Annotated in this window: 17 protein-coding genes; 6 read left to right on the top strand and 11 right to left on the bottom strand. The window is 67.0% G+C overall.

Annotation, left to right across the window (positions count from 1 at the left end):
* Positions 1–8: 8 nt before the first annotated feature.
* Complete coding sequence (locus JOD67_RS31055) at positions 9–851, bottom strand: SDR family NAD(P)-dependent oxidoreductase (protein ID WP_205121246.1); 843 nt, start codon at positions 849–851, stop codon at positions 9–11.
* A gap of 120 nt (positions 852–971) precedes the next feature.
* Between JOD67_RS31055 and JOD67_RS31060 the strand changes: the two genes are divergently transcribed.
* Together JOD67_RS31060 and JOD67_RS31065 are read left to right on the top strand one after the other, a co-directional pair.
* Positions 972–1,757 (top strand): HpcH/HpaI aldolase family protein, encoded by a 786-nt coding sequence (locus tag JOD67_RS31060; protein ID WP_205121247.1) that lies wholly within the window; start codon positions 972–974, stop codon positions 1,755–1,757.
* Complete coding sequence (locus JOD67_RS31065) at positions 1,757–2,959, top strand: alpha-hydroxy acid oxidase (protein ID WP_205121248.1); 1,203 nt, start codon at positions 1,757–1,759, stop codon at positions 2,957–2,959. The genes JOD67_RS31060 and JOD67_RS31065 overlap by 1 nt, the downstream gene beginning before the upstream one ends.
* A gap of 63 nt (positions 2,960–3,022) precedes the next feature.
* Here the strand turns inward: JOD67_RS31065 and JOD67_RS31070 are convergent, their stop codons facing one another.
* The 8 genes from JOD67_RS31070 to JOD67_RS31105 are packed head-to-tail and all read right to left on the bottom strand — an operon-like array spanning position 3,023 to position 9,664.
* The gene (locus JOD67_RS31070; protein ID WP_205121249.1) at positions 3,023–3,703 is read right to left on the bottom strand and encodes an RraA family protein; all 681 of its coding nucleotides are present in this window, start codon (positions 3,701–3,703) and stop codon (positions 3,023–3,025) included.
* Between the two features lie 13 nt (positions 3,704–3,716).
* On the bottom strand, positions 3,717–4,160 hold the full coding sequence (locus JOD67_RS31075) for a VOC family protein (protein ID WP_205121250.1): 444 nt from the start codon (positions 4,158–4,160) through the stop codon (positions 3,717–3,719).
* A 9-nt stretch (positions 4,161–4,169) separates the two neighbouring features.
* A complete protein-coding gene (locus JOD67_RS31080; RefSeq protein WP_205121251.1) occupies positions 4,170–4,946 on the bottom strand; it encodes an SDR family NAD(P)-dependent oxidoreductase in 777 nt (258 codons plus the stop codon).
* Entirely contained in the window at positions 4,943–5,896 is a 954-nt protein-coding gene (locus tag JOD67_RS31085; protein WP_205121252.1) for a dihydrolipoamide acetyltransferase family protein, read from the bottom strand. Before JOD67_RS31085 ends, JOD67_RS31080 begins: the two co-directional genes overlap by 4 nt.
* Positions 5,897–5,899: 3 nt before the next feature.
* Positions 5,900–6,919 (bottom strand): alpha-ketoacid dehydrogenase subunit beta, encoded by a 1,020-nt coding sequence (locus tag JOD67_RS31090; RefSeq protein WP_205121253.1) that lies wholly within the window; start codon positions 6,917–6,919, stop codon positions 5,900–5,902.
* On the bottom strand, positions 6,903–7,898 hold the full coding sequence (locus tag JOD67_RS31095) for a thiamine pyrophosphate-dependent dehydrogenase E1 component subunit alpha (RefSeq protein WP_205121254.1): 996 nt from the start codon (positions 7,896–7,898) through the stop codon (positions 6,903–6,905). The genes JOD67_RS31090 and JOD67_RS31095 overlap by 17 nt, the downstream gene beginning before the upstream one ends.
* A 31-nt stretch (positions 7,899–7,929) precedes the next feature.
* Complete coding sequence (locus JOD67_RS31100) at positions 7,930–8,760, bottom strand: NAD-dependent epimerase/dehydratase family protein (protein WP_205121255.1); 831 nt, start codon at positions 8,758–8,760, stop codon at positions 7,930–7,932.
* On the bottom strand, positions 8,753–9,664 hold the full coding sequence (locus JOD67_RS31105; RefSeq protein WP_205121256.1) for an SMP-30/gluconolactonase/LRE family protein: 912 nt from the start codon (positions 9,662–9,664) through the stop codon (positions 8,753–8,755). The genes JOD67_RS31100 and JOD67_RS31105 overlap by 8 nt, the downstream gene beginning before the upstream one ends.
* Positions 9,665–9,720: 56 nt before the next feature.
* Here JOD67_RS31105 and JOD67_RS31110 point away from each other — a divergent pair, with 56 nt between their 5' ends.
* From JOD67_RS31110 to JOD67_RS31120, 3 genes are all read left to right on the top strand, one after another.
* Positions 9,721–10,794 (top strand): Ldh family oxidoreductase, encoded by a 1,074-nt coding sequence (locus JOD67_RS31110; protein WP_205121257.1) that lies wholly within the window; start codon positions 9,721–9,723, stop codon positions 10,792–10,794.
* Between the two features lie 125 nt (positions 10,795–10,919).
* Positions 10,920–11,714: a phytanoyl-CoA dioxygenase family protein gene (locus tag JOD67_RS31115; RefSeq protein ID WP_205121258.1), complete on the top strand. Its 795-nt coding sequence runs from the start codon at positions 10,920–10,922 to the stop codon at positions 11,712–11,714.
* A gap of 16 nt (positions 11,715–11,730) precedes the next feature.
* Positions 11,731–12,645, top strand: coding sequence for a TIM barrel protein (locus JOD67_RS31120; RefSeq protein ID WP_205121259.1), 915 nt, complete (start codon positions 11,731–11,733; stop codon positions 12,643–12,645).
* Positions 12,646–12,938: 293 nt separating this feature from the next.
* Here the strand turns inward: JOD67_RS31120 and JOD67_RS31125 are convergent, their stop codons facing one another.
* Positions 12,939–16,946, bottom strand: coding sequence for a hypothetical protein (locus tag JOD67_RS31125; RefSeq protein ID WP_205121260.1), 4,008 nt, complete (start codon positions 16,944–16,946; stop codon positions 12,939–12,941).
* Positions 16,947–16,982: 36 nt separating this feature from the next.
* Positions 16,983–20,153 (bottom strand): hypothetical protein, encoded by a 3,171-nt coding sequence (locus JOD67_RS31130; protein ID WP_205121261.1) that lies wholly within the window; start codon positions 20,151–20,153, stop codon positions 16,983–16,985.
* Positions 20,154–20,466: 313 nt separating this feature from the next.
* Here JOD67_RS31130 and JOD67_RS31135 point away from each other — a divergent pair, with 313 nt between their 5' ends.
* Positions 20,467–23,259: an AAA family ATPase gene (locus JOD67_RS31135; protein ID WP_205121262.1), complete on the top strand. Its 2,793-nt coding sequence runs from the start codon at positions 20,467–20,469 to the stop codon at positions 23,257–23,259.
* Positions 23,260–23,284: the final 25 nt, after the last annotated feature.

Genomic DNA, 23,284 nt, shown 5'->3' on the forward strand with positions numbered 1-23,284 from the left:
GAAGTCCTTCATACCGGCGTCGGTGTCACGATGACGTGCCCGTCGACGACCGTCGTTCGCTGCTTCGGGCCGGAGCCGATCTCGGCACCGCCGCTCACGACGAGCTCGGTGCCCGTGATGAACGAAGCCTTCGCGCTCGCCAGGAAGAAGCACGTATGCGCGACCTCCTCCGGCGTACCGCTGCGACCCATCCATTGCCAGCTCTCGATGACGTTGTGCAGCTCGGTCGGGTCGTCCAACGAGGACTCGAGCCGGCGGCGCGACTCGGTCACGATGTTGCCCGGCAGGACAGTGTTGACCCGGACACCGGAGTGCACCTCGTCGATCGCCACAGCCTTACTGAACGACGCGATTGCGCCCTTGGTCGCGCTATAGATCGACACGCGGTCGTGGCCGACCAGGCCCGCGACGCTGCCGATGTTGACGATCGACCCCTTGCTCCGACGGAGGTGCGGCAACGTCGCCCTCGTCGTCAGGATGCAGCTCAGCAGGTTGGTCTTGATCTGGTCGTCGATCTCGTCGAGCGTGAACTCATCCGCGGTCTTGGCAGCGCAGCTCACACCCACGTTGTTGATGAGAACGTCGATCCGGCCGAACTCTCCGATGGTTGCTCCTACCGTCTCGGCGATCTGGGTGGGGACCCGGACGTCGCACTCGTGGAACCGAGCGCTACCAGGACGCTGTGCGCTGAGCTCGTCCTGGAGCTTCGACCCGCCGATCGGGTCGTTCGAGCACGCCGAGACCCGGTATCCCTCCGCGGCGAACACCCTGGCACATGCGGCCCCGATCCCAGCGCTTGCGCCGGTGATCAGGACCACCGGATCGGCACTACCAGCAAATCGTCCGGCCATGATTCCTCAAGCGGGCAAGGCCGCATGCAGCGGCAAATCGTGTATACAAGCCTAGGGAGAAGCATGAGGAGTGTCAACGAGTTCGGTTGACAGTCTACAAGATACAGCTACGATCGAGCCGTGAGGCCGAATCCGTTGAAGCGAGATCTGGCGGCTCAGCGGTCGACGTTCGGATGCTGGATCTCCCTCGCACACCCTTGGTCGACACGGATTCTGGCCCGGTCCGGGTTCGACTGGCTCACCGTGGACCTCGAGCACGCTCCTATCGGTTGGAGCGAGGCGGCCGCGATGTTCGCCATCGTCGCGGACAACGGCTGCGTTCCCTTGGCGCGCGTTCCCGCCGGCAGCCACGACCAGATCAAACGTGCGCTGGACAGTGGTGCGTGGGGCATCGTCGTCCCGGCTGTGGACTCGGCCGACCAGGCGAGGGCAGCTGTGGCCGCCGCGAAGTACCCGCCGAAAGGTGACCGCAGCACCGGCGGCGGGCTGCACGCGCTCAGCTTCGGGACCACGACAGCTGACTATTACGCGCACGCGGACGACGAGCTCGTCGTCGTCCTGCAGATCGAGAGCCCGACCGGGATCGCCAACCTGCCTGAGATCTGCGCCGTTCCTGGGATCGACGCCCTCCTCATCGGTCCCAACGATCTCCGCGCGTTCATGCGGACACCGGCTGGCCAGCCGAGCGAGGACGAGTTCGAGGCGGCACTCGTCGAGATTCAGCGAGTAGCGGGAGAGGTGGGCGTTCCCACCGGGATCGTCACCTTCGACGCCGAGAGCGCCCTGCTGCGGTCAGCCCAGGGCATGACGATGATCGGCGTGAGCAGCGACGTCCTCATGATGAGCCACCAGGCAGACGAACTGATGACGGCGTTGAGCGCCGCACGAACGCCAAGCAGAGGATGATGCCGGACGTGTTCACCTATCGACTCTCGTCGCGTTCCGGGCCGATGTCGGTCGAGGACTACCGGTACCTCGCGAAGCGCGAACTGCCCAGCATGGTGTGGGCGTTCATCGAGTACGGCGCGGAGGACCTGATCACGCTCGACGCGAACCGCAACGCGTTCAGCCGCTATGCCCTGCGCACGAAGGTGCTCACCGGCGAACGTGTCAAGGGAACCGAGGTCATGCTCGGCGGCGAGCGCCTGTCCCTGCCAGTTCTGCTCGCTCCCGCCGGCCTGGTGGGACTCGCGCACTGGACGGGAGAGCTCGGCGCGGCTCAGGCCGCCGAACGTGCCGGCACGGTGTCAGTGCTCAGCACGGCGAGCACGTACACGCTCGAGGAGGTCGCTGGCGGGACCGAGCGCGACCACTTCTTCCAGCTGTATCCGTGGACCGATCCGACCACGGGTCGCTACGACCTCACGCACCTGCTCATCAAGCGAGCGCGCGACGCCGGGTTCACTGGCCTGTTCGTCACCGTCGACATCCAGGCGCACGGCAACCGTGAGGGTGAGCGGAAGAACGGGATGGGCAACCCGCCCGTGCTGACACCCGCACGCATCGCCAGCGCCGCGATCAGGCCGGCGTGGTGGGCCGCGCTACTCAAGCACCGCCGCTACACGACGCGCATCCTCAACGAGCTGGCCGAAGGCGAGTCGGCCCTTCGCGGCGTCGAGCTCCAGACCCGCATGCTGGGCGCGGACCTCACCTGGGACGACTTCTCCTGGGTGCGCGACCACTGGTCCGGCCCCGTGTTCGTCAAAGGCATCCTCGATGCCGACGACGCCGAACGCGCGGTCGCCCTCGGCGCCGATGGCGTCGTGGTGTCCAACCACGGCGGGCGCCAGCTCGACGGTGCGGTCGCCTCGCTCGACGCCCTGCCCGCGATCGCCGCACGGATAGGCGATCGCGCAACAGTCCTGATGGACGGCGGCATCCGCCGCGGGAGTGACGTCGTCAAGGCGCTGTGTCTCGGCGCGGACGCTGTGTGCATCGGCCGGCCGTACATCTACGGTGCCGCGGTCTACGGACCGGCCGGGGTGCAACACGTGATCGAGATCCTGCGTGAAGAGATCGTGCGGGTGTTGACGCTCATGGGTGTGAGCCGGCTCGACGAGCTCGGGCCGTCGTGGTTGACTCCGGCGGACGCACCGGTCACGTTGTAGGCCCGCTCCTGATCCCGGTCGCGCGCAGCCGGGCCCCGCTCCGTCGCAGACACGCCCCAGGCGTCAGTGGGTGAAGACCTTACGGAGGTCTTCGTAGTCGAACCTGGTCGCGTGGACGCGACGCTGCAGGGTGTCCTCGGCGTCCAGCACTCGTTGAGCGGCGGCAGGGACGGAGACCGCGATCCGCTCCGGTACCGACACCACACCGTTGTGGTCGCCGTGCACGATGTCTCCAGTCGAGACCGTCAATCCACCGATGGTCACGACCTCGCCGACCTCGACGACCGTCCCGTTGCCGTGCGATGCGACGGTCCCCCTCGCGAAGACCTGAAAGCCGGGAGCACGCCGGCGGACGACGTCGAGGTCTCGCGCACCGCAGTCGGTGACCAGTCCGACCGCGCCGAGCCGTTGGAGCATCGCCGCCATGAGGTCGCCCACGACGCAGCTCCTCGCCGGATCAGGACCGATGTGGCCGCACACGACCACCACGGGCTCATCCATGGCGTGGATGATGTCGAACAGCTCGGGGAGCAGGTTCGGCTTGCTCTTCGTATCGGGCCCGTTCTCGAACCGGCAGGTCACGGCACGGCCAGCGATTGGTGCCAGATCGGGGTAGAGGCAGCGGATCGTGGAGTCGGCGAACCCATCCGTTCGCGGTCGGACGCCGAACGTCTCGATGGCGTTGGAGATCGTGGCGGAGTCGTAGCGGATGAGGTCGGCGAACACGTCGGCATCGGGAATCACGTCGTTCTCCAAGTCAGATAGGGATGGCGCGAAGCTCGATGGACGCGCCGTCGACCGTACGCAGATAGGCCAGCTGCCCACCGGAAGGAACATCGACTGGACCGTCCCCGACGGGAACCGCGCCGCAGCGAACGGCGTGCTCCCAACTGGCGCTCATGTCGTCGACATCGAAGCAGACATGGACGTTCCCGGGATGCGCGGTTCCCGGGTCGTACGGGTCAGCGGGCTCGGAGACGTACCGCAGGAGCTCGATCGTCAACGTCTCCGACACTTTCACCGTCGCCACCTGCAGCCTGACGTCGCGGTAGTCGAGCAAGGTGGACAGATGCGGAGCGTCCACGGTCTTGATCTCGCTCGCGGTGCCGCCGGTGAGCTCGGCCCAGAACCGCACGGACCGCGGCAGGTCGTTCACCGTGATGCCGACGTGATGGAGACGACGCGGGAACCGAACGCCCATGGATACCTCTCAGGTGCAGGTGTAGCCGCCGTCGACGACGAGCACGGAGCCGGTGACATAGCTGGAGGCGTCGCTCGCGAGGAAGACCGCGGTGCCGCCGAGCTCGTCCGGCTCACCCGGCCGGCCCATCGGAACCATCGACATCCAGGCCTCGAAGTCCGCTGGCTTCTCGTGCTTCAGCAGTTCGACGGCTGGCGACATCATGTAGCCTGGCGCGATCGCGTTGACCCGGATACCCGTTCCCGCCCATTCGACCGCGAGCGTCTTGGTGAGCATGACGACGGCGGCCTTGGCGGCGTTGTAGCCGATGTGTTTCTGTGGATGGAGCACGTTGAGGCCGGCGATGCTCGCGATGTTGAGGACCCGCCCCCTGCCGCTCGCGACGAGCGCGTCGTAAGCGACCTGGCTGAGCTGCAACATCGCGAACAGGTCGATGTCGAAGACCCTGCGAACGTCGGACATCGCGATGGTCTCGGCCGGACCGTTGAGCGCGATGCCGGCGTTGTTGACGAGGATGTCGAGGCTCCCCCATCCGGACGCGACCGCGTCGACGGCCTCACGGCAGGCGGCGAGGTCCGTGACGTCGCCCTCTATGTACAGGGCGTCGCGGCCGAGTTCGCGCACCCCCTGTACCGTCTTGCTGGTCGACTCGTCTGCGGCGTCGATCACAGCGACGTTCGCTCCGTGCGCGGCGAGCGCCAACGACATGGCGGCGCCCAGACCACGTCCCGCGCCACTCACGAGCGCGTTGCGTCCGGTCAGGTCGAACAGGTCGTGGACTGTCATGCCGATCCTCGATTCCTTGGTGACTCGAGCCGACGGGCCAGGTCGGTGAGGAACGCCGCGGCCGCCGCCCCGTTGACGACCCGGTGATCGACGCAGAGCGTGAACGTGAGCACAGGAGCGACGACCAGTGCTCCGTCCGCCGCAACCCAAGGGTGCTGCTCGATCCGGCCCACAGTGAGGATCGCGACCTCCGGCGGGTTGAGGATCGCCGTGAAGTCGTCGACCGTGTACTTGCCCAGGTTGGAGATCGTGAAGGTCGACCCGCGCAGCGCTGCCGGAGTCAGAGCGGAGGTGCGCGCGCGGTCGGCGAGGTCGGCGACCTCGTTGGCCAGCGCTGCGGGCGACTTGAGCTGCGCCTGGCGGACCACGGGGACGAACAGCCCGTCGTCGGCCGAGATGGCGACGCCGAGGTGGACGTCTGGCCAAAGGGTGACCCGGCCGTCGGTGTAGTGGGCGTTGAGGAGGGGATGCTCCACGAGCGTGGCGGCGCAGGCTTCGAGGATGAAGCAGAGGACAGTGGCGGGCTGGGACGCACGCAACTCGCGCTGTCGCTCGAGCAGGCGGGAGGCGTCGATCGTACGGCGCAGCGCGATGTGCGGCGCCTCGGTGTAGCTGCGCTGCACCCGTTCGGCGACACGCGCCTGCATAGGACTCAACGGAACGGCCGCCTGGGGCTCCGCGACGGCCGACGCGGCTGGCGTCGTCACGGCACCGGTGGGACGGATCGTCGCGACGACCCGTCCCACCGGAACGACATCGCCGGCCTGCGCGCTCACCGAGTCCAGCACGCCGGACACCGGTGCCTCGATCTCGACGGTCACCTTGTCGGTCTCGATCTCCATCAGTGGGTCGCCCTCGGCGACCTCCGAGCCGACCGACCGCAGCCACTGAAGGAGTGTCGCGGACTCCTGGTCCATCTCCATCGCCGGCATGACGACCTCGTACGTCATGGGCTACCGCTCCCACGCCATCAGGCCGTTGACAGCGGTCACGACCTGGTCGGCTCGCGGGATCGTCAGGTCCTCCAGCACAGGGCTGAACGGAACAGGGACGTCCATCGCCGCGAGCCTCCGGACCGGGGCGACGAGCTCGCGGTACGCGTTCTCGGCAACGGAAGCGGCGAGCTCGGCAGTCGCGCCGAAGCGCCGGTGCCCTTCGTCCACGACGACGCAGCGGCCGGTCCGTCGTACCGAGTCGAGAACTGTGTCCAGGTCGAGCGGGCTGAGGCAGCGTACGTCGACGACCTCCGCCTCGACCGAAGCGCCAGCGAGCGTCTCGGCCGCCGACATCGCTACGCCCACCATGCTCGAGGTGGCGACGAGCGTGACGTCGCGACCATGCCTGCGTACCAACGCCTGGCCGAGCGGCACCAGATACTCGCCTCTGGGAACCGGCCCGATCTCGCGGTAGCTCAGCTTGTCCTCGAAGAACACCACGGGATCGTCGTCGCGGATCGCCGCTTTCAACATCCCCTTCGCGTCAGCGGCGTCGGAAGGCAGGACGACCTTCAGTCCAGGGATGTGCGCGACCATCGCGTGCACGCTCTGCGAGTGCTGAGCGGCTGCCCGCCGACCGGCACCGAGCGTCGTGCGGATGACCATCGGCGCATGCCAGGCGCCGCCGGACATGTACCTGATCTTCGCTGCCTGGTTGACGATCTGGTCCATCGCGAGGAACAGGAAGTCCCCGAACATGACCTCGACGACCGGGCGCCGACCTGTCATGGCGGCACCGACCGCGAGGCCGACGATCCCAGCCTCCGAGATCGGGCTGTCGATGACGCGGCCGGCGCCGAACTCTTCGTACAACCCATCGGTGACCTTGTAGACGCCGCCGGCCGCGCCGACGTCCTCCCCGAGCAGGAACACCCGATCGTCGCGGGACATCTCCTCACGCAGGGCTTCGTTCAGCGCCGCCGCGACCGTGAGCTCGCGAGTCTCGACCTGCGTGGAACTCTCAATCAGCGTAGACATTGCGCGACACCGCCTCGGGATCGGGAAAGGCCTCGGCGCGAGCGCTTTCGATGGCCTGTCGTATCTCGTCGGCGACCTCGGCCCGGATCGCGGCCTCATCGACGGCCATGGCGTGGCGACTGCGCAGGACCTCCGCCGCGCCGGCTATCGGATCTCGAGCACGCCACTCCGCTTCCTCCTGACGGGTGCGATAGCGCCGGTCACGGTCGCTCATGCCGTGACCGAGGAAGCGGTACGTCTCGCAAAGCAGGAACTGCGGACCTTCGCCCGCGCGAGCCTTGGCCACCGCTCCACGCGCGGCGGCACGTACGGCAAGGACGTCCATCCCGTCGACACGGCGCACTTCGACACCCAAGGCCTCCGCGCGATCGCCGAGGTCGCCGGCGGTGACCGCCTGCTTGGGCGTGTACTCACCGTATTGGTTGTCTTCGCAAACATAGACACACGGCAGCGACCAGATCGCGGCCATGTTCATCACCTCGAGCAGGATGCCTTGGTTGGCCGCGCCGTCGCCGAAGAAGCACACAGCCACGAGCCCCGACCCGCTCAGCTTCGCGCCGAGCGCCGCGCCGGTCGCGATGCCGAGACTTCCACCGACGATCGCGTTCGCGCCGAGGTTGCCCGTGGAGGGATCGGCGATGTGCATCGAGCCGCCCTTGCCCCCGCAGTAGCCCGCCGCGCGCCCGAACAACTCGGCGAACATCCGTCCGGGGTCGGCACCCTTGGCAAGACAATGACCGTGCCCGCGGTGCGTGCTGGTGATGTAGTCATCGGCGCCGAGCGCCGAGCACACCCCGACAGGAACGGCTTCCTGCCCGATCGACACATGGGCTATGCCGAAAATCTGCGCGCGAGCGTACAGGTCCAGCGCGGCTTGTTCGAACTCCCGGATCAGCACCAGCTGGCGGTAAAGAGATCGCAACTCGTCGACCGACGGGTCGAGGTCCTCAGTTACCGCCGTGACATTCGTCGTCGCCACGGTTCCCCACCTTCGAATTCTTGTATACAGACTACTGTTGGCGATGTGCGTTGTCGATCCCTCTCACAGGAGAAGGGAGTCGGGGCGATGCGCGGTCGGCAGGTACGAAGTGGAGCTCGTCGCGCGCCCGGTCGAGACTCCACAGCAGACGGGGGTTCGCTGACGTTCCGAAGCACACAACCCAGCCGACGTCGCTGACCAACGCGCAGCGGAACAGCTCGACGCAGTCGCGATGGCTGAGCCAGGTAGCCCGCGACCTGGCGAGTCGTTGCCGATCGTCGAGCGGAAGCCAACCCGCGCTCTGTCGGACCGTCTCGCCGTACGGGTCGTCGTCCGAGCGGACCGAGCCGATCCGCAGGCACACGACCGACAGACCGAACGCGTCATGGTAGTAGCGACCCAGCGCCTCGCCGAAGACCTTCGAGGCGCCGTACAGCGAGTCGGGCCGGACGTCGTCCTGCTCTCGGATCACGGCCGTCGCGTCGAGCTCGTAGATGCCGGGCGCATGCGCGATCTCGTAGCCGCCGACGGTGTGATTGCTCGAGGCGAAGACCACGCGGTTGACGCCGGCGTCGAGGGCCGCCTCGTACACGTTGCGCGTTCCGACGATGTTGGCCGTGAGAACCTCCGGCCACTCGGCTTCGGTGGACGCGGCCGCGGCCAGGTGGACGACCGAGCGGCATCCCTGGAACGCCGCGCGAAGACCTGGGAGGTCGTCGAGCGCGGCGACCTCCCCGCCGGGAACCCGTTCGCGTCTGGTCACCGGACGGAGGTCGAACGAGCCCGCCAGGCCGGCACACAGGATCTGCCCGATCAGGCCGTTGGCGCCGGTGATGGCGACGAGCTCGCGGGGCTCAGGCATCGATCGGCCGTGGGCGCATACCGGCGTGATAGCCGGGTTCGTCGACCCGGCACCGAAAGACCAGATGGCCGGCAGTGACGAAGAGCGTTCGCAGATCGGCATCGCCGAAGCAGCAGTTGGTGATCACGTCTTGAGGGATGTCGATGACGTCGAGCAAGCTGCCGGATGAGCTGATCACGTACACACCGGGCGGGTTGTGCCGCGTCTCTCCGCTGCTCCGTGGCGTGGCGATTCCCGCGCAAACGTAGAGGTCCCCTTTCGCGTCGAGCGCGATACCGTCCCCGCCGCGGCCGGGAGCGAAGTCGAACACCTGCCGCTGGCGAACGATCTCGCCGGCGCGATCGAGGGCGAACTCCCAGATCGTGCGGCTACCACCGGGCGCGTGGTTGGAGTCGACAACGTACAAGTGCGCGCAGTCGGGAGTGACCGTGACGCCGTTGGGTCGCTGGACGGCTGGCTGCGTGACCAGGCGGCGCAAGGTGCCGTCGGGGTCGAGCCGGTAGACCGACTCGTGCGTGAGCTCGAGGTCGTCTCGCGCACCGTACCTTGGGTCGGTGAAGAAGAGCCGTCCCAGCTCGTCGCACACGACGTCGTTGGGGCTGTTGAGCCGACGGCCTTCGTAGCGGTCGACCAGCGTCTCGACCGCACCGGTCGCGAGCGTCGTTCGCGTCAGGCGCCGCCTGCCACCTGGTCCATGCTCGGCGCCTTCGCAGGTGACCAAGCGCCCCTCGAGGTCCCACGTGTTACCTATCGCGCGGCCACTGTCCTCCCGGTACACCTCCATGCTGCCGTCCGGGCCGAACCGCAGCAGCCGGTTGGCACGGACGTCGCAGACGTACACCTCGCCGTCGAGAGTCGCGACCGGACCTTCGAGGAACGAGGCATACGAGTGAGGTCTCGCCATCAGCACCTCGATGACAGTACGGTATACGATCTACAGTCGACAAGGATCTGATGCCCATGTCACCCACTGCCGCGACTGTCACGGCCGACGATCTCGCCGCCTTCGTTCGAGCGATCTGCGCCGCTGCGGACGTACCGACTGACGACTCCTACCTCATCGCTGCGGCACTGGTCGAGGCCGACCTTCGCGGCGTGTCCTCGCACGGTTGCGCTCGCCTTCCAGCCTACGCGCGGGCCCTTGCCGCGCGCATCATCAATCCGAAGCCGGAGCTGAGCCGGGTGCGCGGGGGCACAGCGGTGGAGCTCCTCGACGGCGACAACGGCCTCGGGTTGGTCCTCGGCCAACGCTCCATGATGCGGGCTGTCGAGCTCGCCCAAGGAGCGGGCATCGGTGCGGTCTCCGTACGCAACAGCAACCACACCGGCATGTTGGCGATCCACCTGACCCCGGCGACGACGGCGCACATGATCGGCTTCTTCACCAGCAACGCGCCGGCCGTCATGACGCCGTACGGCGGCCGCGATCCGAAGCTCGGCAACGGGCCGTTCGCGTACGGGATCCCCACCCGCGGCGAACCGATCGTCGTGGACATGGCCTCGTCCGCGACGAATCGGGGCCGGATCCGGCTGTACGCGAACACGGGCCGGCGGTTGCCTTCCGGCTGGGCGCTGGACGACGAGGGTGGTGCGACAATCGATCCGGCGGCTGCGCTGCGCGGACTCCTGCTGCCGATGGCCGGCCACAAGGGCTACGGGCTCGCCGTGGTCAACGAGATCCTCGCTGGCGTGCTGGCCGGCGCGACTCTCGCGGCAGACATGCCCAGGGAGTTCCTCCGCGAGGGCTCGCGGGTGCTCGACTCGTGGCGCTCCGGGCATCTGGCGATCGCGATCGACCTCACCGCCTTCGCCGAACGGGAGACGTTCCTCGACCAGATCGATACCTTCGCCGCGCAGCTGCGATCCGCCCGGCCGGCACTCGGGAACGACACCGTGCTTCTGCCGGGCGAGCCCGAGTCCGCCCGACGAGCGGCTCAGCTCGAGTCCGGCATCGAGCTTGGCGGAGCAGTGATCGAGGGTCTCGATGAGCTGGCCAGCGAGCTCGGTGTCGAACCACTCCCCCACCGACGTTGACGATCCACCTTCTTGACATCACCATCCAACAGACACAGTATACTGTCGTCAGCCCAGGCAGCGCCCTGCCACCGTAGTCGGAGCGGTGCGGTCGAGACGTCGACAGCGATCGAGAGGCAAGCGGGATGCTTACGGACCAACAGAAGCTGCACTTCGAGACCTTTGGCTTCCTCGTACGGAAGCAGCTCTTCACACCGGAAGAGATGGCGGTTGTCAGCCAGCAGTTCGACGAGGTGCTCGAGCAGGACCGGCAGGGACGGGAGTTCCCTGGCGAGAAGCGACAGGGCGTGATGGGCTTCGTCGAGCAACGACCGGAACTCAGCAAGCTGGTCGAGGACGACCGCATCTTCGAAGCGCTCGAGGACCTGCTCGGCCGCGAGTTCGTGTGGATCGGGTCGGACGGCAACCTGTACGTGGGAGACACGCATTGGCACCCGGACGCGAGCAACTCCTACCCGCGCATCAAGGTCGCGTTCTACCTCGACCCGGTCGAGAAGGACTCGGGCTGCTTGCGGGTGATCCCGGGCTCGCACCGCGCGACGCTGCACGATCGGCTCAAGGAACAGCACCCCACCGACGAGGCGAACGAGTCCCCGTACGGCGTACCCGGCTCGGAGATCCCGGCCTTCCCGCTCGAGTCGAAGCCGGGCGATGTGGTGTTCTTCAACCAGAACCTGTGGCACTCGTCGTGGGGCGGCAGGACCGGGCGCCGCATGTTCACGTTGAACGTCGGTGGAAAGCCCACGTCGGAAGAGCAGTACGAGTATCTGCGTCAGATGCACGAGACGAACCGGTCCAAGTTCATCAAGACCATGCAGTTCACCCAGACCGATCGGGTCTACACCGACTCGTTCCTCCAGAGCGAGTCTCCCCGGATCCGAGGCATGGTCGCCGAGCTGGTGAAGCTCGGTCTGAAGTAGCGGCAGGAGTCCTCCGATGGCGACGGCGATCGCGCGAACGCGGGTGGGATCGGCACCGGACTCCTGGGGAGTCTGGTTCCCCGACGACCCCAAACAGGTGCCCTGGCAGCGGTTCCTGGACGAGCTCGCGGCGGCTGGCTACACCTGGCTCGAGCTCGGACCGTACGGCTATCTGCCGACCGACCCCGCCCAGCTCCTCGACGAGCTCGCGCGCCGCGGCCTAAGGGTCTCCGGCGGCACGGTCGGCGGCGCCCTCCACCACCCCTCGGAATGGGACTCGGTGGTCAGCTCGGCGCGACAAGTCGCGGAGCTGACCGTCGCCGCCGGGGCCGAGTACCTCGTCTTCCTTCCCGGGGCGTACCGAGACGGGTCCACCGACGACTACCTCGAACCGCGTCAGCTCGATGCCGAAACTTGGCGCGCTATGACGCGATCCGCCGACGCGCTCGGCAAACTCGTGCGGGAGGAGTACGGCCTGCGGCTCGTCTTCCATCCGCACGCTGACACCCATGTGCAGACCCAGGACGAGATCGAGCGTCTCCTCGACGACACCGATCCGGACCTGGTGTCACTCTGCCTGGACACGGGACACGTTACGTACGGCGGCGGCGACAACGTCGCGTTGATACGCGCGTACGCCGACCGGATCGGCTACGTCCACATCAAGCAGATGGACCAGGCGATCCTGGCCGACGTTCGCGCGAAGGACCTGTCCTTCGGCGAGGCAGTACGTCGCGGCGTCTCCGTCGAGCCACCCGGCGGCGACCCCGACATCGGCGCGATCGTCGATGCCCTAGGCGAGTTGGACAACGAGTTGCTGTTCGTCATCGTCGAGCAGGACCTCTATCCCTGTGCGCCGGACGTCCCCCTGCCCATCGCGACCAGAACCCTCAGCTACCTGCGCCGTTGCGGGCTCGGGTCCGAACTCTAGACACGCGCGTTCCTGGACTGGAGGGCACAGCCCGGGTTCAGGAGCGAACGCGCACAGGAACGTGTGAGCGGCGGCGCATGCGAGGCTCCGCAGTTCGGTGGTCGGGAGCTGGCGTTTCCCGAGGCGGGCTCTTCTGTCGGAGGTGCTGGCGGATGGGCACCCGATGCCGCTTTACCTGGCGAGTGGGTGCCTTACACGGGGTGTATCCCAGGTAGAGCGGCAAATGATCATGTGAACATGATCATTTGCCCTGAACGACTGCGTACCCTGCCTCCAGGCGCGTGTCGACCTGATCAGGTGAATGGCAAGGTGTCGGTGTAGACCACCCGCTCTCCGGTGGGGTGGATGCCGAGGAATGGTGCGTCGCCGGTTCGTAGCCGTTCGTACTCCTCGATGCGGAGCCGGAAGGTACCCGTGCCGGGTGCTGGCAGGATCAGTGACCATGTGAAGAGGTTTCCCGCGGGGTTGGCAGCGAACGACTGTGCGCTGCCGACCTGTGCCCAGCCGAGGTCGGGGTCGGCGATGTCGCTTCGCCGACGTTCGACGATGGCACGCATCGAGGACTGATAGCCGGACCAGTTCTTGGTGAAGCCGCGGCCGTGGACGACGATCGTCCGACGCGAGCCGTTGGCGGTGATCGTTGCGCTGCGACCGTTGGAGAGCTGGATGTACTCGGCGAGGAGTACCTTCGACAGATGGCAGTCGTCGAGTGAGTTCGGCTGGTAACGGGCCAGGGCGAGACGGACGTACGGGAAGTACGCCTCGAGTTCCGCGCCGTCCGATCGAGTGACGCGCAGGTCGCAGAACCACAGGTCGCGTTCGGCGTCGTAGCTCACCGGATGGCCGGCGACCTGAACGTAGGTGCCCGGCAGTTCGGCCAGGGTGACGCCATGGTCGGTCGTCTCGGCGTCCCGCATCGGGAATGACGCGACCGATGGTCCGTCGGTGGGGAGCTGCGCCGAGAGAGTCACCGGATCCTGCCCCCAACCGGTGACGTACGGACGGACTGGTTCTGGTGCCTCGGCGACACTGCCCCACAGCACCACGCCCAGTCGTTCGCCGTCGCCGGAGGACCACCACGGCCGTTCCAGGTAGACGCGCAGTCCTCCGCCGAGCCGGCGAGAGCCGCCCGGGATGTTCTCCCACTTGAAGGTCGGCACGACGTACAGCACCTTGGGCGCAGCCGGCCTGGCCGAGTTGGGCACATCCCTGACGACCGCCACTCCCCGCCGGGTGATCGGCCCGCGGGCGAAGCTGAGCTCGACCTGCTCGTTCTCCTCGATCGCGCCGTTCGCGGTCCGCTTGATCAGCTTCGTCCCCGCGTCGACGAGGTAGTCTCCTGTCGCCGTGGCCGGGTCGGTCTGACCGCGCGGTGCCTGCTCGTAGTACCTGCCGTCGTCTTGCTGTCGTACCTTGATCGTCTCGACCGCTACGTCACCGTCGAACGGCACGCCAGCTCCGGTCATCGCGATCGTCGTAGCTTCCCGGAAGTACTCGACGAACGGCGTCGTGGCGACGCCCTGATAGCTGACCCGCCTGTACTTGTGGTCGCCGAACTCGTGATAGCCCTGGACGTACTTCTCGACGACGTCGGCCGCCGGCCCTACGGGATGCTCAATGGCGACGGAGTATGCGGTCGCGTTGAAAGACTGCGGCTGGGTGGGGTCGGGCGCGGTCCCCGGCCCGTTGTCGACGTGCATCTGCCAGGAGCCCACGATGTCGAGGGTTCCGGTGCTCTTCTGGCTGAGGGTGAGCATACGGTCGAACACGTGTGCGTTCGTCGCTCCGACCAGACGCCCGACCGCGAGTTGCTTGAACTGCGGCGCGGACAGCGGCGTCCGAACGGCGTGAACGAGTGCGGTCGGTCGCCATGGAGTGAACATCCAGTGGTGCCCACGCAGAGCCGCGCCTCGGACCGGAACGAGGTTCACCTGATCGGCAGGCGGCTGCGCGGCGTTCCACTCCTCGATCCACTTCCAGAGCGCCATCGCGTCGAGGTCGCCGGCGTCGAACTGGCAGGAGATGCGGAGCTCATAGATGTCGCCGGGCTCGAGCCGCACGTCGAGGACCCGGCCGCTGCGGGTCCAGGTCGCGCCACCGACCGGCGCGCGGCCGAGGACGACTCGGAACGATCGAGCGTCCGGCCAAGGCCCTTCGAGGAAGGGGACGACCTCTCGGGTTACCGGGGTGGGCGGCAGTCCGCGGATGACTGCCTTCTTGGCCACGACGTCTGGCAGGTACGGGACAGCGAGCTCATCGGTGTCGTAGTAGGCCGGGTTCTTGTGCGGATCCCACACCTGGCTCGGGTCGAGCAGATCCTCCAGTCGCTTCCCGTCGCGTTCGACGAGTGTCTGGTAGGCGCCGACGTCCATCGGCTTGCCGGACGTGGTGAGGTCGAAAGTGCCATGCCATTCGGCCATCAGCTGCGAGGTCCGCGGCGGCACGACGTGCCGTTCGGACTGCGCGTGGTCGGAACGCACTGCGATGTGCGCGGGCGACTCACCTGGCCATCGAGGCTTGCGCAACGCGACCGTCGGTGCTTCCACAGGCTCGAATCGGAGGAATGGATGGAAGGGAGTGAACGTGTCCGGTCCACCGATGGAGATGTCCTGCGTGGTGGGCGGCAGGCCGCTGTTGCCGAGATCGGCAGCACGGGCGCGGAAGCTGTACGAGTGACCGAACCGTAGTCGTGGCAGGGTCCCGGCGGGCACGTCGAACTGGGTGGCGAACTGATAGTCCGGGTCGATGTCCTCCTCCGGCGCGCTGACCTGACCCTCGAGCCCGACGGTGTTGCCGACCCGAGGAACCGCGAGGCTCCACCCGGACCACGACGCGATCGACTCCTGCAGGTAGAGATCCTTGGCTTCGGTGTGGGCTGTCGTCGCGGCGAGGACTGTCGCGGCTTCCTCTCTTACGGGCACCTGCTGTTGTCCGGGTGGCAGTCGGAGCAGCTCGTACTGGCCCTCCCGCCGCATCAACGATCGCCACTGATCGTCGGCGGAGTCGCGAACGTCCCATCGGTACCCGCGGACGATGTCCTCCGCATACAGCCTGAGCTTCTCGGGCTCTTCGTCCGGCGGTGGTTCGTAGACGTCGTCGTTCGTGTCGAGGAGGCCCTTGAGCGCGATGAGGACCTGCGCCGCCTGCCCGAGCCGAGCGATCGACAGGCCGCCCGTCCGCAGGGCGGGGAGTGGATACTCCTCGGTGGTGCCGAGGCTTCGTCCCTTCCATTCCGTGCCAGACAGGATGTGGCTACGGGTAAGCGTCGCGGCGAACTGCATGGCCTTCAACGCGCCGCCGTCCGGATCGACCGTGACGGTGGTGAACAGGTCGGGATCGCCGACTCGAAGCATGCCGCGGGACAGTTGGGTGGCAGTCCTCGGTGCCGCTTCGAATCGATGATCCCCGATCGTGCAGCGCACGAGGGCTGTCACCGACGTGGTCATCGTGGCGTCGAGTTGAGGGACGGTCAGGTTGGCAGTGCACCAAGTCTCCTGGGCTGCGCCGTCGAGCAGTGCTCGCAGTGCTGGTGTCAGCGGCGCAGTGAGCTCGACGACCAGGCCGAGCAGCCGTTGCAAAGCTCGATGGTTGGCGGTGAAGGCGACGACCTGATGGAAGTCGAGCTTCTGCCGAATCCGGATCGGCAGCGGGCTGGGGATCGTCGGCTTGGGGCGGTGATGGAAGTCGAAAAGCTGGAGGAAGGACAGGCCGCGTCCCTGGATGGTCGTTCTGTCGTTCGGGTCGTACGGCACAGCTCCGCCGTGTTTGGTGTACCTGTCGTCCAGCTCCTTCCGGAGTCCGGCCAGCCGGTGCCATCCGCTCTTGTTCTCTTCTCGTTCGTTGAGATCCAGAAAGCCGATGTCTCGGAACGGAGCGATCAGATCGTCGAAGGTCGGGTGATCCTCCGGTTGGGTGGCGCCGATCCTGCCCCACTGCTCGGCCAGGAAGGCGTCGACGTGAGCGACGGGGTACGACGCCAGTTTGATTCCGTCGAGGTTGGGGACGGTGTGGTTGCGGACCAACGTCGCCGGCGGGAACAGCGCTCGCCATTTGGCGCTGTCTGGCGCGGTGTCGATCGACGCCGGAATCGTCAAGCCCAGATCGGGAAACACGAGCTCGACAGCCATCCCGGTGAGGGTCGCCGGCCAGTCGACGAAGTCGCCGAACTGCTGGTGCAGGGTCGCATCCGCCAAGCCGGTCGTCTGCAGCCGAGGTGCGATGTGCAGCGCGAACCGCACCCCGCCACCGTCGCCGCGGACTCCTCCCGGCAGCGTGGTCCAGGTGATCGTTTGGTTGGCCATGGCGAGTGCTCCCGGGCTGATTGCGGTGGCGTGGCTTTACAGGGCCGCGAACGTCTTGCAATACGAATCCCAGTGGCCCGCGGTCATCGCGTCGCCGAACCGGATCGGCATGCCTTCGTCACCAGCGTCCAGCGCCGCCGTTCCACGCCGGCTTCTCGCGTTCGGCGCTGACAGCGCCGCGGAGCCACTGCCACGCCTGAGCTCGCGTCGGCAAGTCACCTCGACCTCGCCGCTGAAGATGAACAGATCGATGCTCACGGTCAGCGTCGCCTCGCCGTACATGCAGTCGTCGGCCGATGAGTAGTCGAGGGACAGGTAGAACTCCAGGGACGCCGAGATCAGGCCGAGGACGTCGAGCTCGCCGCGCATGCGGAGGTACATGGTGAAGTCGACGGTTTGGTCGGCGTCGCCACCACCGTTGTTGGAAAGCTGGTAGTAGAGCCCGCCCATGATCTCGACAGTTCCGCTCGCGACGCCAAGGTCGATGCTCATGCCGACGCCGAACTCGAAGCTGAACTCGATCATGTCGAGTCCGTGGGCGCCGAGCTCGACCGCCACGAACCCTGAGCCACGGAACATCATCACCTGCAAGGTGAAGGGATCTTCGCGGCTGCAGAACGCCACGCGCAGCAGCACTGGCGTGCTGTCGAAGGGGATGACCAACCCCACGGAGACCTTGATGTTCTCCAAGGCGAGGATGCCGACGGAGAGGCTGGGCAGCGGAACATCAAGCCCAATAGAGATCCGGTCCGCCGCCGGCTCGATCCATACGCCGCCTCCGTCGCCGAAGCCGCAGAGCTCAGCGAGCTCCCGAACGAAGTCGAGCTCCCCGAGGAAGCGGACGTCGCGGATGTCGCAATCGACGTCCGGCTTCTGGTCGGAGGACGAGGCGAACCGAAGGACCCCGACCTCGACCTCGATGTAGGTGCCGTCGATGAAGCTGAGCGTGAAGTCGGTAAGCCGGCCATTGATCTCGTAGTAAGGCGGCTCGTCCTTCGCGGCAACCACGCGGGCACGCAGTTCGAGCTCACTCCCGTTGGTCTTCACGAGCGGAAGGTCGCGAAGTGTCGGCTTCCAGGACAGCCGGGTCTCGACCTTGCCGTCGCCGAGCTCGCGGCTGGTGAGCTGCGGCGCCTGTCCGGGGTTGGGGTTGGCGCCGAGCGGCGCGAGAAGGTCTCCCAACGTCACCCCGCCGAGGAGGGTGGCACCGACCGCGAACATAGCGCTGGGATCGAACTTCTCCGCGGCAGCGTTCCCGCCTGTCTCCGTGACCGGGCCACGCTTTCTAGACATCCCGCGGATGGTGAGGTTCGGCGTCGCGACGCCTCCGGAGCGATCAGTAGCGAATCCGAGTGCGGTCTCTTTGCCCTCTTCGACCTCGAGGAACACCTGACCGACGTTGACCGCGCTGAAGCCGTTGTCGAGATAGAACGTGGCGTAGGAGAACCTTGCGACCTGGGCGTCGGCCCCCGCCAACGCACGTACCTCCGGCAGATCGACGGACAGCTCGGCCACCTTGGGGTAGAACCGCGCGGTCCCCTCGGGAACGGCCCCGACGGGCTCCTCCCCCGCAAGTTGAGCAGATCGCACGAGCAGGTTCGTCGAGGCGGGATCGCTTCCAGGGTTCGCGACCACGGTGTGCTTGCGGCCGAAGTCCGCCTCGCGAAGTCCGTCGTCAGCGAAGTTGGCATACGCCTCGATGACGTCGTGTACGAGAGTGGGGTTCGTCGGTGGAGACTCGTCGGCGACGAAGACCGCCGGAGCGCGGAAGTCGACCGCACGGTCCGCATGATCTGTCCCACGGAAGAGGAACTGGAACCGATCGTCGCCGACCGCCAGAGTGGGAATGAACGCATCGTCATGAGAGATGCTGGAGATCAACTTGGACGCCGAGGGCGCCTTCAGGTTCGGGGTGATCCTGGTCAGTACCCGTACCGTGGTGAACGGAACTCCACGACCGTCATGCGGCATCGCGCTGTCGCCTGCGTACGACTTCGTTGGCTGCCGGACGACGATGAAATAGCGCTTCCGCAGGTAAGCGGCCCTGGTAGGCCCGGCCCCGAGCAGCTTCCGCTCGCTCAGCTCGACGAACACGGCTCGATGGCCGAAGGGGAACAAGAACCCGCGTCGAACTATGCGTACGTAGTGGTCGCGGCCCATCGTCGCTCGGTGCGTCCACGACTCCAGGTTGGTGCCAAAGGTGTCCTGGCTGGTGTCCAGGCGGGACCAGTAGCTGGACGAGTCGAGCCAACCGCCCAGGCTGGTCAGCATCAGCAGGTCGACGTTGACCGGCTCGCGCCGGTTCGGATGGCGACGCGGCCCGAGGATCGGCTGGGTACATGCTGTCGAGGTGTCGAGAGAGGAGTCGCTCGAGAGCCGGACGATCTCGTACCGACTCTTGGCGTCCATGGCCAGGGCTGGAGGGTCGTTCGGGCCTGGACTCTGGCCCTCGGGGACCAGGTCGGGGTTGGCAAGCCACAGCGCGAACTGTGGGTACCGCGCCCACACCGCGCGGATGACCCGCCCAGCCGGGTGGATCTCGTCGACTCCCCCGGGCGCGCCCGGGTCCCGTACACCGAGTCGGGTGTGCCACAGCTCGGTCCAGCCGGACGCTCCAGTCCGAGGCGCCGTCCGGTGGGCCCATCCACCGAGCGCGATCGGCGACGTCACCAGTTTCCACGGAAGCTCGATGGCAGTCTCCGCGGCCTGCGGCTCTCTGAGGTTCGGCACGTAGCACATGGGTCGTGTGCTGGTGGCGTTCGGCGGGAGCAGCGCGACGTGGGAGTTCCAGGCCAACAGCCGCTCGATCGTCAGCGGCATCGGCAGTGAGTTGGTGATGTCGAACGCCAGCCGACTCTCCCTCGCAAGCACAGCCCGGACCGGAAGAGCAGGCAGTGGGTCGTCGTCGAGCGACGTCACCTCGGCAAGCGACTGCGGCGGGAAGTGGACGATGAGCCTGGAGGGAAGGCCCGGCAGATCGATACCGCGACGGAGGGTCGTCCCATCCGGCGAGATCGTCACGTTGTCCAGTTCGAAGCGGAGATTGACGAGGTCGTCCCGCCGGCTCAGTTGGAGTGAGAACGTGAAGATCGGCAGGTCGGCTGCTGCCGCGGCGGGCCCCGCTCCCCCGACCAGCATGGCCGCGGCACCGATTCCACCGATGCCGCCGATCACCTGACGGCGCGTTGGTCCCGATCTGGCGTCCATCGCTGGATCGTCCGACTGGACCTCAGCTTCGCCTGGCTCGTCAGGTGTGGTCGGTGCCGTCACGATGCCCCCTCGTTCCAGCTGCGTCATCTCGACGGACCGAGCCGGCGCGCGGGTGGCGCACGGGTCACAATCATCCGCGTGGCCGAGGCTAGGGACCTGTGGCCCAGCCCCGAATCGGGGATCGACCCTACAAATGCCAATGCTCCGAAAATGGCGCTTGTACCACGACTTCGCAAAATCGCGCCAAAGCACGTCATCCGAGTCGATACTTGTACGTACAGACCGGGATGATGCACCTTGGGGGTGCGCCGTGGCCGACGAGACGGACCTCGTCGGGCGGGACCGAGAGCTCCTGCTGCTGTCCAATGCCTTGGCGGCCGCCGCCGACGGGCCAGTGCACTGTGTCCTCCACGGCCCAGCCGGTATTGGCAAGTCGGTCCTCTGGCAGAGAACGTCCGAGGCAGCTCGTCGACGAGGCTATGTCGTGCTCGCGTGCAGACCGGCGGAGTCGGAGGCCACCTTGGCGTTCGGCGGTCTCGGCGATCTGCTGTGCGACGTCCCCAGGTCATTGCTCGAGACTTTGCCCGCGCCCCAGCGGCACGCCGTGGACGCCGCGCTTCTCCGCGCGGACCTGGCCGAGCCTGTCGCCGCGTCGCGTGCGGTCAGAATGGCCACCCTGGCGGTGGTGAGGGCGCTCGCCGTCACCTCACCCGTCGTCGTCGCAGTCGACGACCTTCAGTGGCTCGACATTCCGACCGTCGCGGCCCTCGAGTTCATGATGCGACGGCTGACGACCGAACGAGTTTGCGTCCTCGCGTCGCTCCGGTCCGACGGCGGCTACGTCTCAGTGCCCTTCGACCTCAGCCCCAGCCTGCCCGAGCAGCGACGGATCCAGCTCGGCCTTGCCGGCCTGACGATGGGAGCGCTGCATCGGCTCATCCGCACACGAACAGGTCAAGCACTTTCTCGACCTGACCTTCGTACCGTCGCCGAAGCGTCTGGCGGTAATCCCTTCTTCGCTCTGGCGCTGTCCAGAGCACGACGGGGAGCGAGGCAGGTCAATCACCCGCGGGGACCCCTGCCACTTCCACAAAGCCTGCAGACCGTCGTCGCGGACAGAATCGCCGAGCTTCCTCATGACCTGATCGAGCCGCTGGCGGTCATCGCCGCTCTCGCCCAACCCCGGGTCGACCAGGTGGTGCGCGCCCTCCCGCGATCGGACGTGATCTCCAACCTCGCGAACGCCGAAGCCGCGGGCATCATCGAGATCACCGACAGCAAGATCAGGTTCACCCACCCGCTCTTCGCCTCAGCTGTCACCAGCGCGCAGTCCTCCCTGCGAGGACAAGACCTCCATGCACGCCTCGTCGACGTCGTAGACGACATCGAGCAGAAGGCGAGACACCTGGCCACCGCCGCCAACGGACCAGACCCAGCCGTCGCGGACCTCCTGGAAGAGGCAGCGCGCCAGGCCGATCGCCGCGGCGCGCCCGAGGCAGCGGCAGACCTTTGGGAGCTCGCCGGCATGCGAACCCCGCAACGACAGGACGCCCAACGCCACGGGCGATTGGCGGCAGCCGGTGCCCGTGCCTTCCACGCCGGCGACGCACGACGCGCGGACGAGCTCCTCACCGCGGCCGTCTCACGACTTCCGGCCGGCGAGACGCGTGCTCGCGCACTCCTCGACCTCGCCGACGTCACCTTCTACTTGGGCAGTACCCCGGTCGCGGTCGCTCTCTGCTCACAGGCGCTCGACGAGGCCGGAAACAATCGCATCCTCCGCATTCAGTGCGGCCTCCATCGGGCCTGGTACGGCACCCATAACCTGCAGGGGCAACTTCAAAGCATCGAAGCGGCCGTCGAGCTCGTGCGGGACGACGACGCGCGGAACCATCCCGACCTCTACGCCTGCGCCCAACTCATGGCCGCGTACTACCGCTTCTTCAACGGTTTGGGACTCGACCGCGAAGCCATCGAGTTCGCTCGAGGTCTCGTTCGCGCGGACGACACGGCATGGGCCGCCGACTGGGCGCGCATGGTGTGGCGTTCGCTTGCCAAGTACATCGACCTCGTGGAGGTCCGCGCCGCTTACGTGACCGAGTACGACCTGTGCGCATCGGTCGGCGACGAGAGTTCCATGGGAACACTGTCGATGCACCTCGCCGAGGTCGACTGCTGGCTTGGCGACTGGAAGGTCGCACGCGACGAAGCCGAACGGTCGATGGAGATCCTGGAACAGTGCGGCCACGACAGGTGGCGCGGGTTCGCTCTCTACGCTTGGGGACTGGTGGCCGCACACCAAGGCGAGCTCGAGCCAGCAAGGAACGCCGCGCTGCAAGGATTCGAGTTCGCCACCAGGACGAAGGATCCCTGGGTGTCCGGCATGCATCTCGGTCTGCTCGGCTTCATCGAGCTTTCGCGGCACAACATCGATACCGCCATCGGCTACTTCGACCAAGCGGAGTCCATGCTGGACACCATCGGCCTGGCCGAGCCTGCTCGGCACCCGTTCCAGGCCGACCACCTCCAGGCAGTCCTCGCCCGGAACGACCTCGAGCGAGCATCAGCGCTGCTCCAACGACTGGAGGAGCGGATGGAGCGAGCGCCGTACCCATGGCTTGCGGCCGTGACCCTGCGGAGTCGTGGACTCGTACGCGTCGCGCATGGGGATCTCGACGGGGCCCGCGACGCGATCGACCAGGCACTCAAGGCGCACGACGAACTTCCCATGCCGTTCGAGCACGCGCGCACACTGCTCGTCCAGGGACAGCTCCTTCGCCGCGCCAAGGAGAAACGGTCCGCCCGGGCAGTCCTACTGGCCGCAAAGCGGGTGTTCGACGAGCTCGGGGCCGCGCCGTGGTCGGAGGCGACAGCCGACGAGCTGGGTCGCCTCGGGCTACGCCGAGGAACCATCGGAGAGCTCACGCCGACAGAGGAACAGATCGCCCTACTCGTCGCGCGAGGCCACACCAACCGCGAGGCGGCTGCGTCGGCCTTCGTCAGCGTCAAGTCCGTGGAAGCGAACCTCACCCGCATCTACCGCAAGCTTGGGATCCGCACCCGCCGAGATCTCAGCCGCCTCCTCGGCGCACCGCGTTCGTAGTCGCGCGCAGGCATGCGTGAGGTGG

Origin of the sequence: Tenggerimyces flavus (assembly GCF_016907715.1) — a bacterium.
Classification (GTDB): domain Bacteria; phylum Actinomycetota; class Actinomycetes; order Propionibacteriales; family Actinopolymorphaceae; genus Tenggerimyces; species Tenggerimyces flavus.

Excerpts from the sequence above, each read along its gene's own strand:
- JOD67_RS31090 (WP_205121253.1), bottom strand. The coding sequence starts at position 6,919 with ATGTCTACGCTGATTGAGAGTTCCACGCAGGTCGAGACTCGCGAGCTC.
- JOD67_RS31055 (WP_205121246.1), bottom strand. The coding sequence starts at position 851 with ATGGCCGGACGATTTGCTGGTAGTGCCGATCCGGTGGTCCTGATCACC.
- JOD67_RS31125 (WP_205121260.1), bottom strand. The coding sequence starts at position 16,946 with ATGGCCAACCAAACGATCACCTGGACCACGCTGCCGGGAGGAGTCCGC.
- JOD67_RS31075 (WP_205121250.1), bottom strand. The coding sequence starts at position 4,160 with ATGGGCGTTCGGTTCCCGCGTCGTCTCCATCACGTCGGCATCACGGTG.
- JOD67_RS31120 (WP_205121259.1), top strand. The coding sequence starts at position 11,731 with ATGGCGACGGCGATCGCGCGAACGCGGGTGGGATCGGCACCGGACTCC.
- JOD67_RS31105 (WP_205121256.1), bottom strand. The coding sequence starts at position 9,664 with ATGGCGAGACCTCACTCGTATGCCTCGTTCCTCGAAGGTCCGGTCGCG.
- JOD67_RS31100 (WP_205121255.1), bottom strand. The coding sequence starts at position 8,760 with ATGCCTGAGCCCCGCGAGCTCGTCGCCATCACCGGCGCCAACGGCCTG.
- JOD67_RS31115 (WP_205121258.1), top strand. The coding sequence starts at position 10,920 with ATGCTTACGGACCAACAGAAGCTGCACTTCGAGACCTTTGGCTTCCTC.
- JOD67_RS31085 (WP_205121252.1), bottom strand. The coding sequence starts at position 5,896 with ATGACGTACGAGGTCGTCATGCCGGCGATGGAGATGGACCAGGAGTCC.
- JOD67_RS31130 (WP_205121261.1), bottom strand. The coding sequence starts at position 20,153 with ATGGACGCCAGATCGGGACCAACGCGCCGTCAGGTGATCGGCGGCATC.
- JOD67_RS31080 (WP_205121251.1), bottom strand. The coding sequence starts at position 4,946 with ATGACAGTCCACGACCTGTTCGACCTGACCGGACGCAACGCGCTCGTG.
- JOD67_RS31065 (WP_205121248.1), top strand. The coding sequence starts at position 1,757 with ATGCCGGACGTGTTCACCTATCGACTCTCGTCGCGTTCCGGGCCGATG.
- JOD67_RS31110 (WP_205121257.1), top strand. The coding sequence starts at position 9,721 with ATGTCACCCACTGCCGCGACTGTCACGGCCGACGATCTCGCCGCCTTC.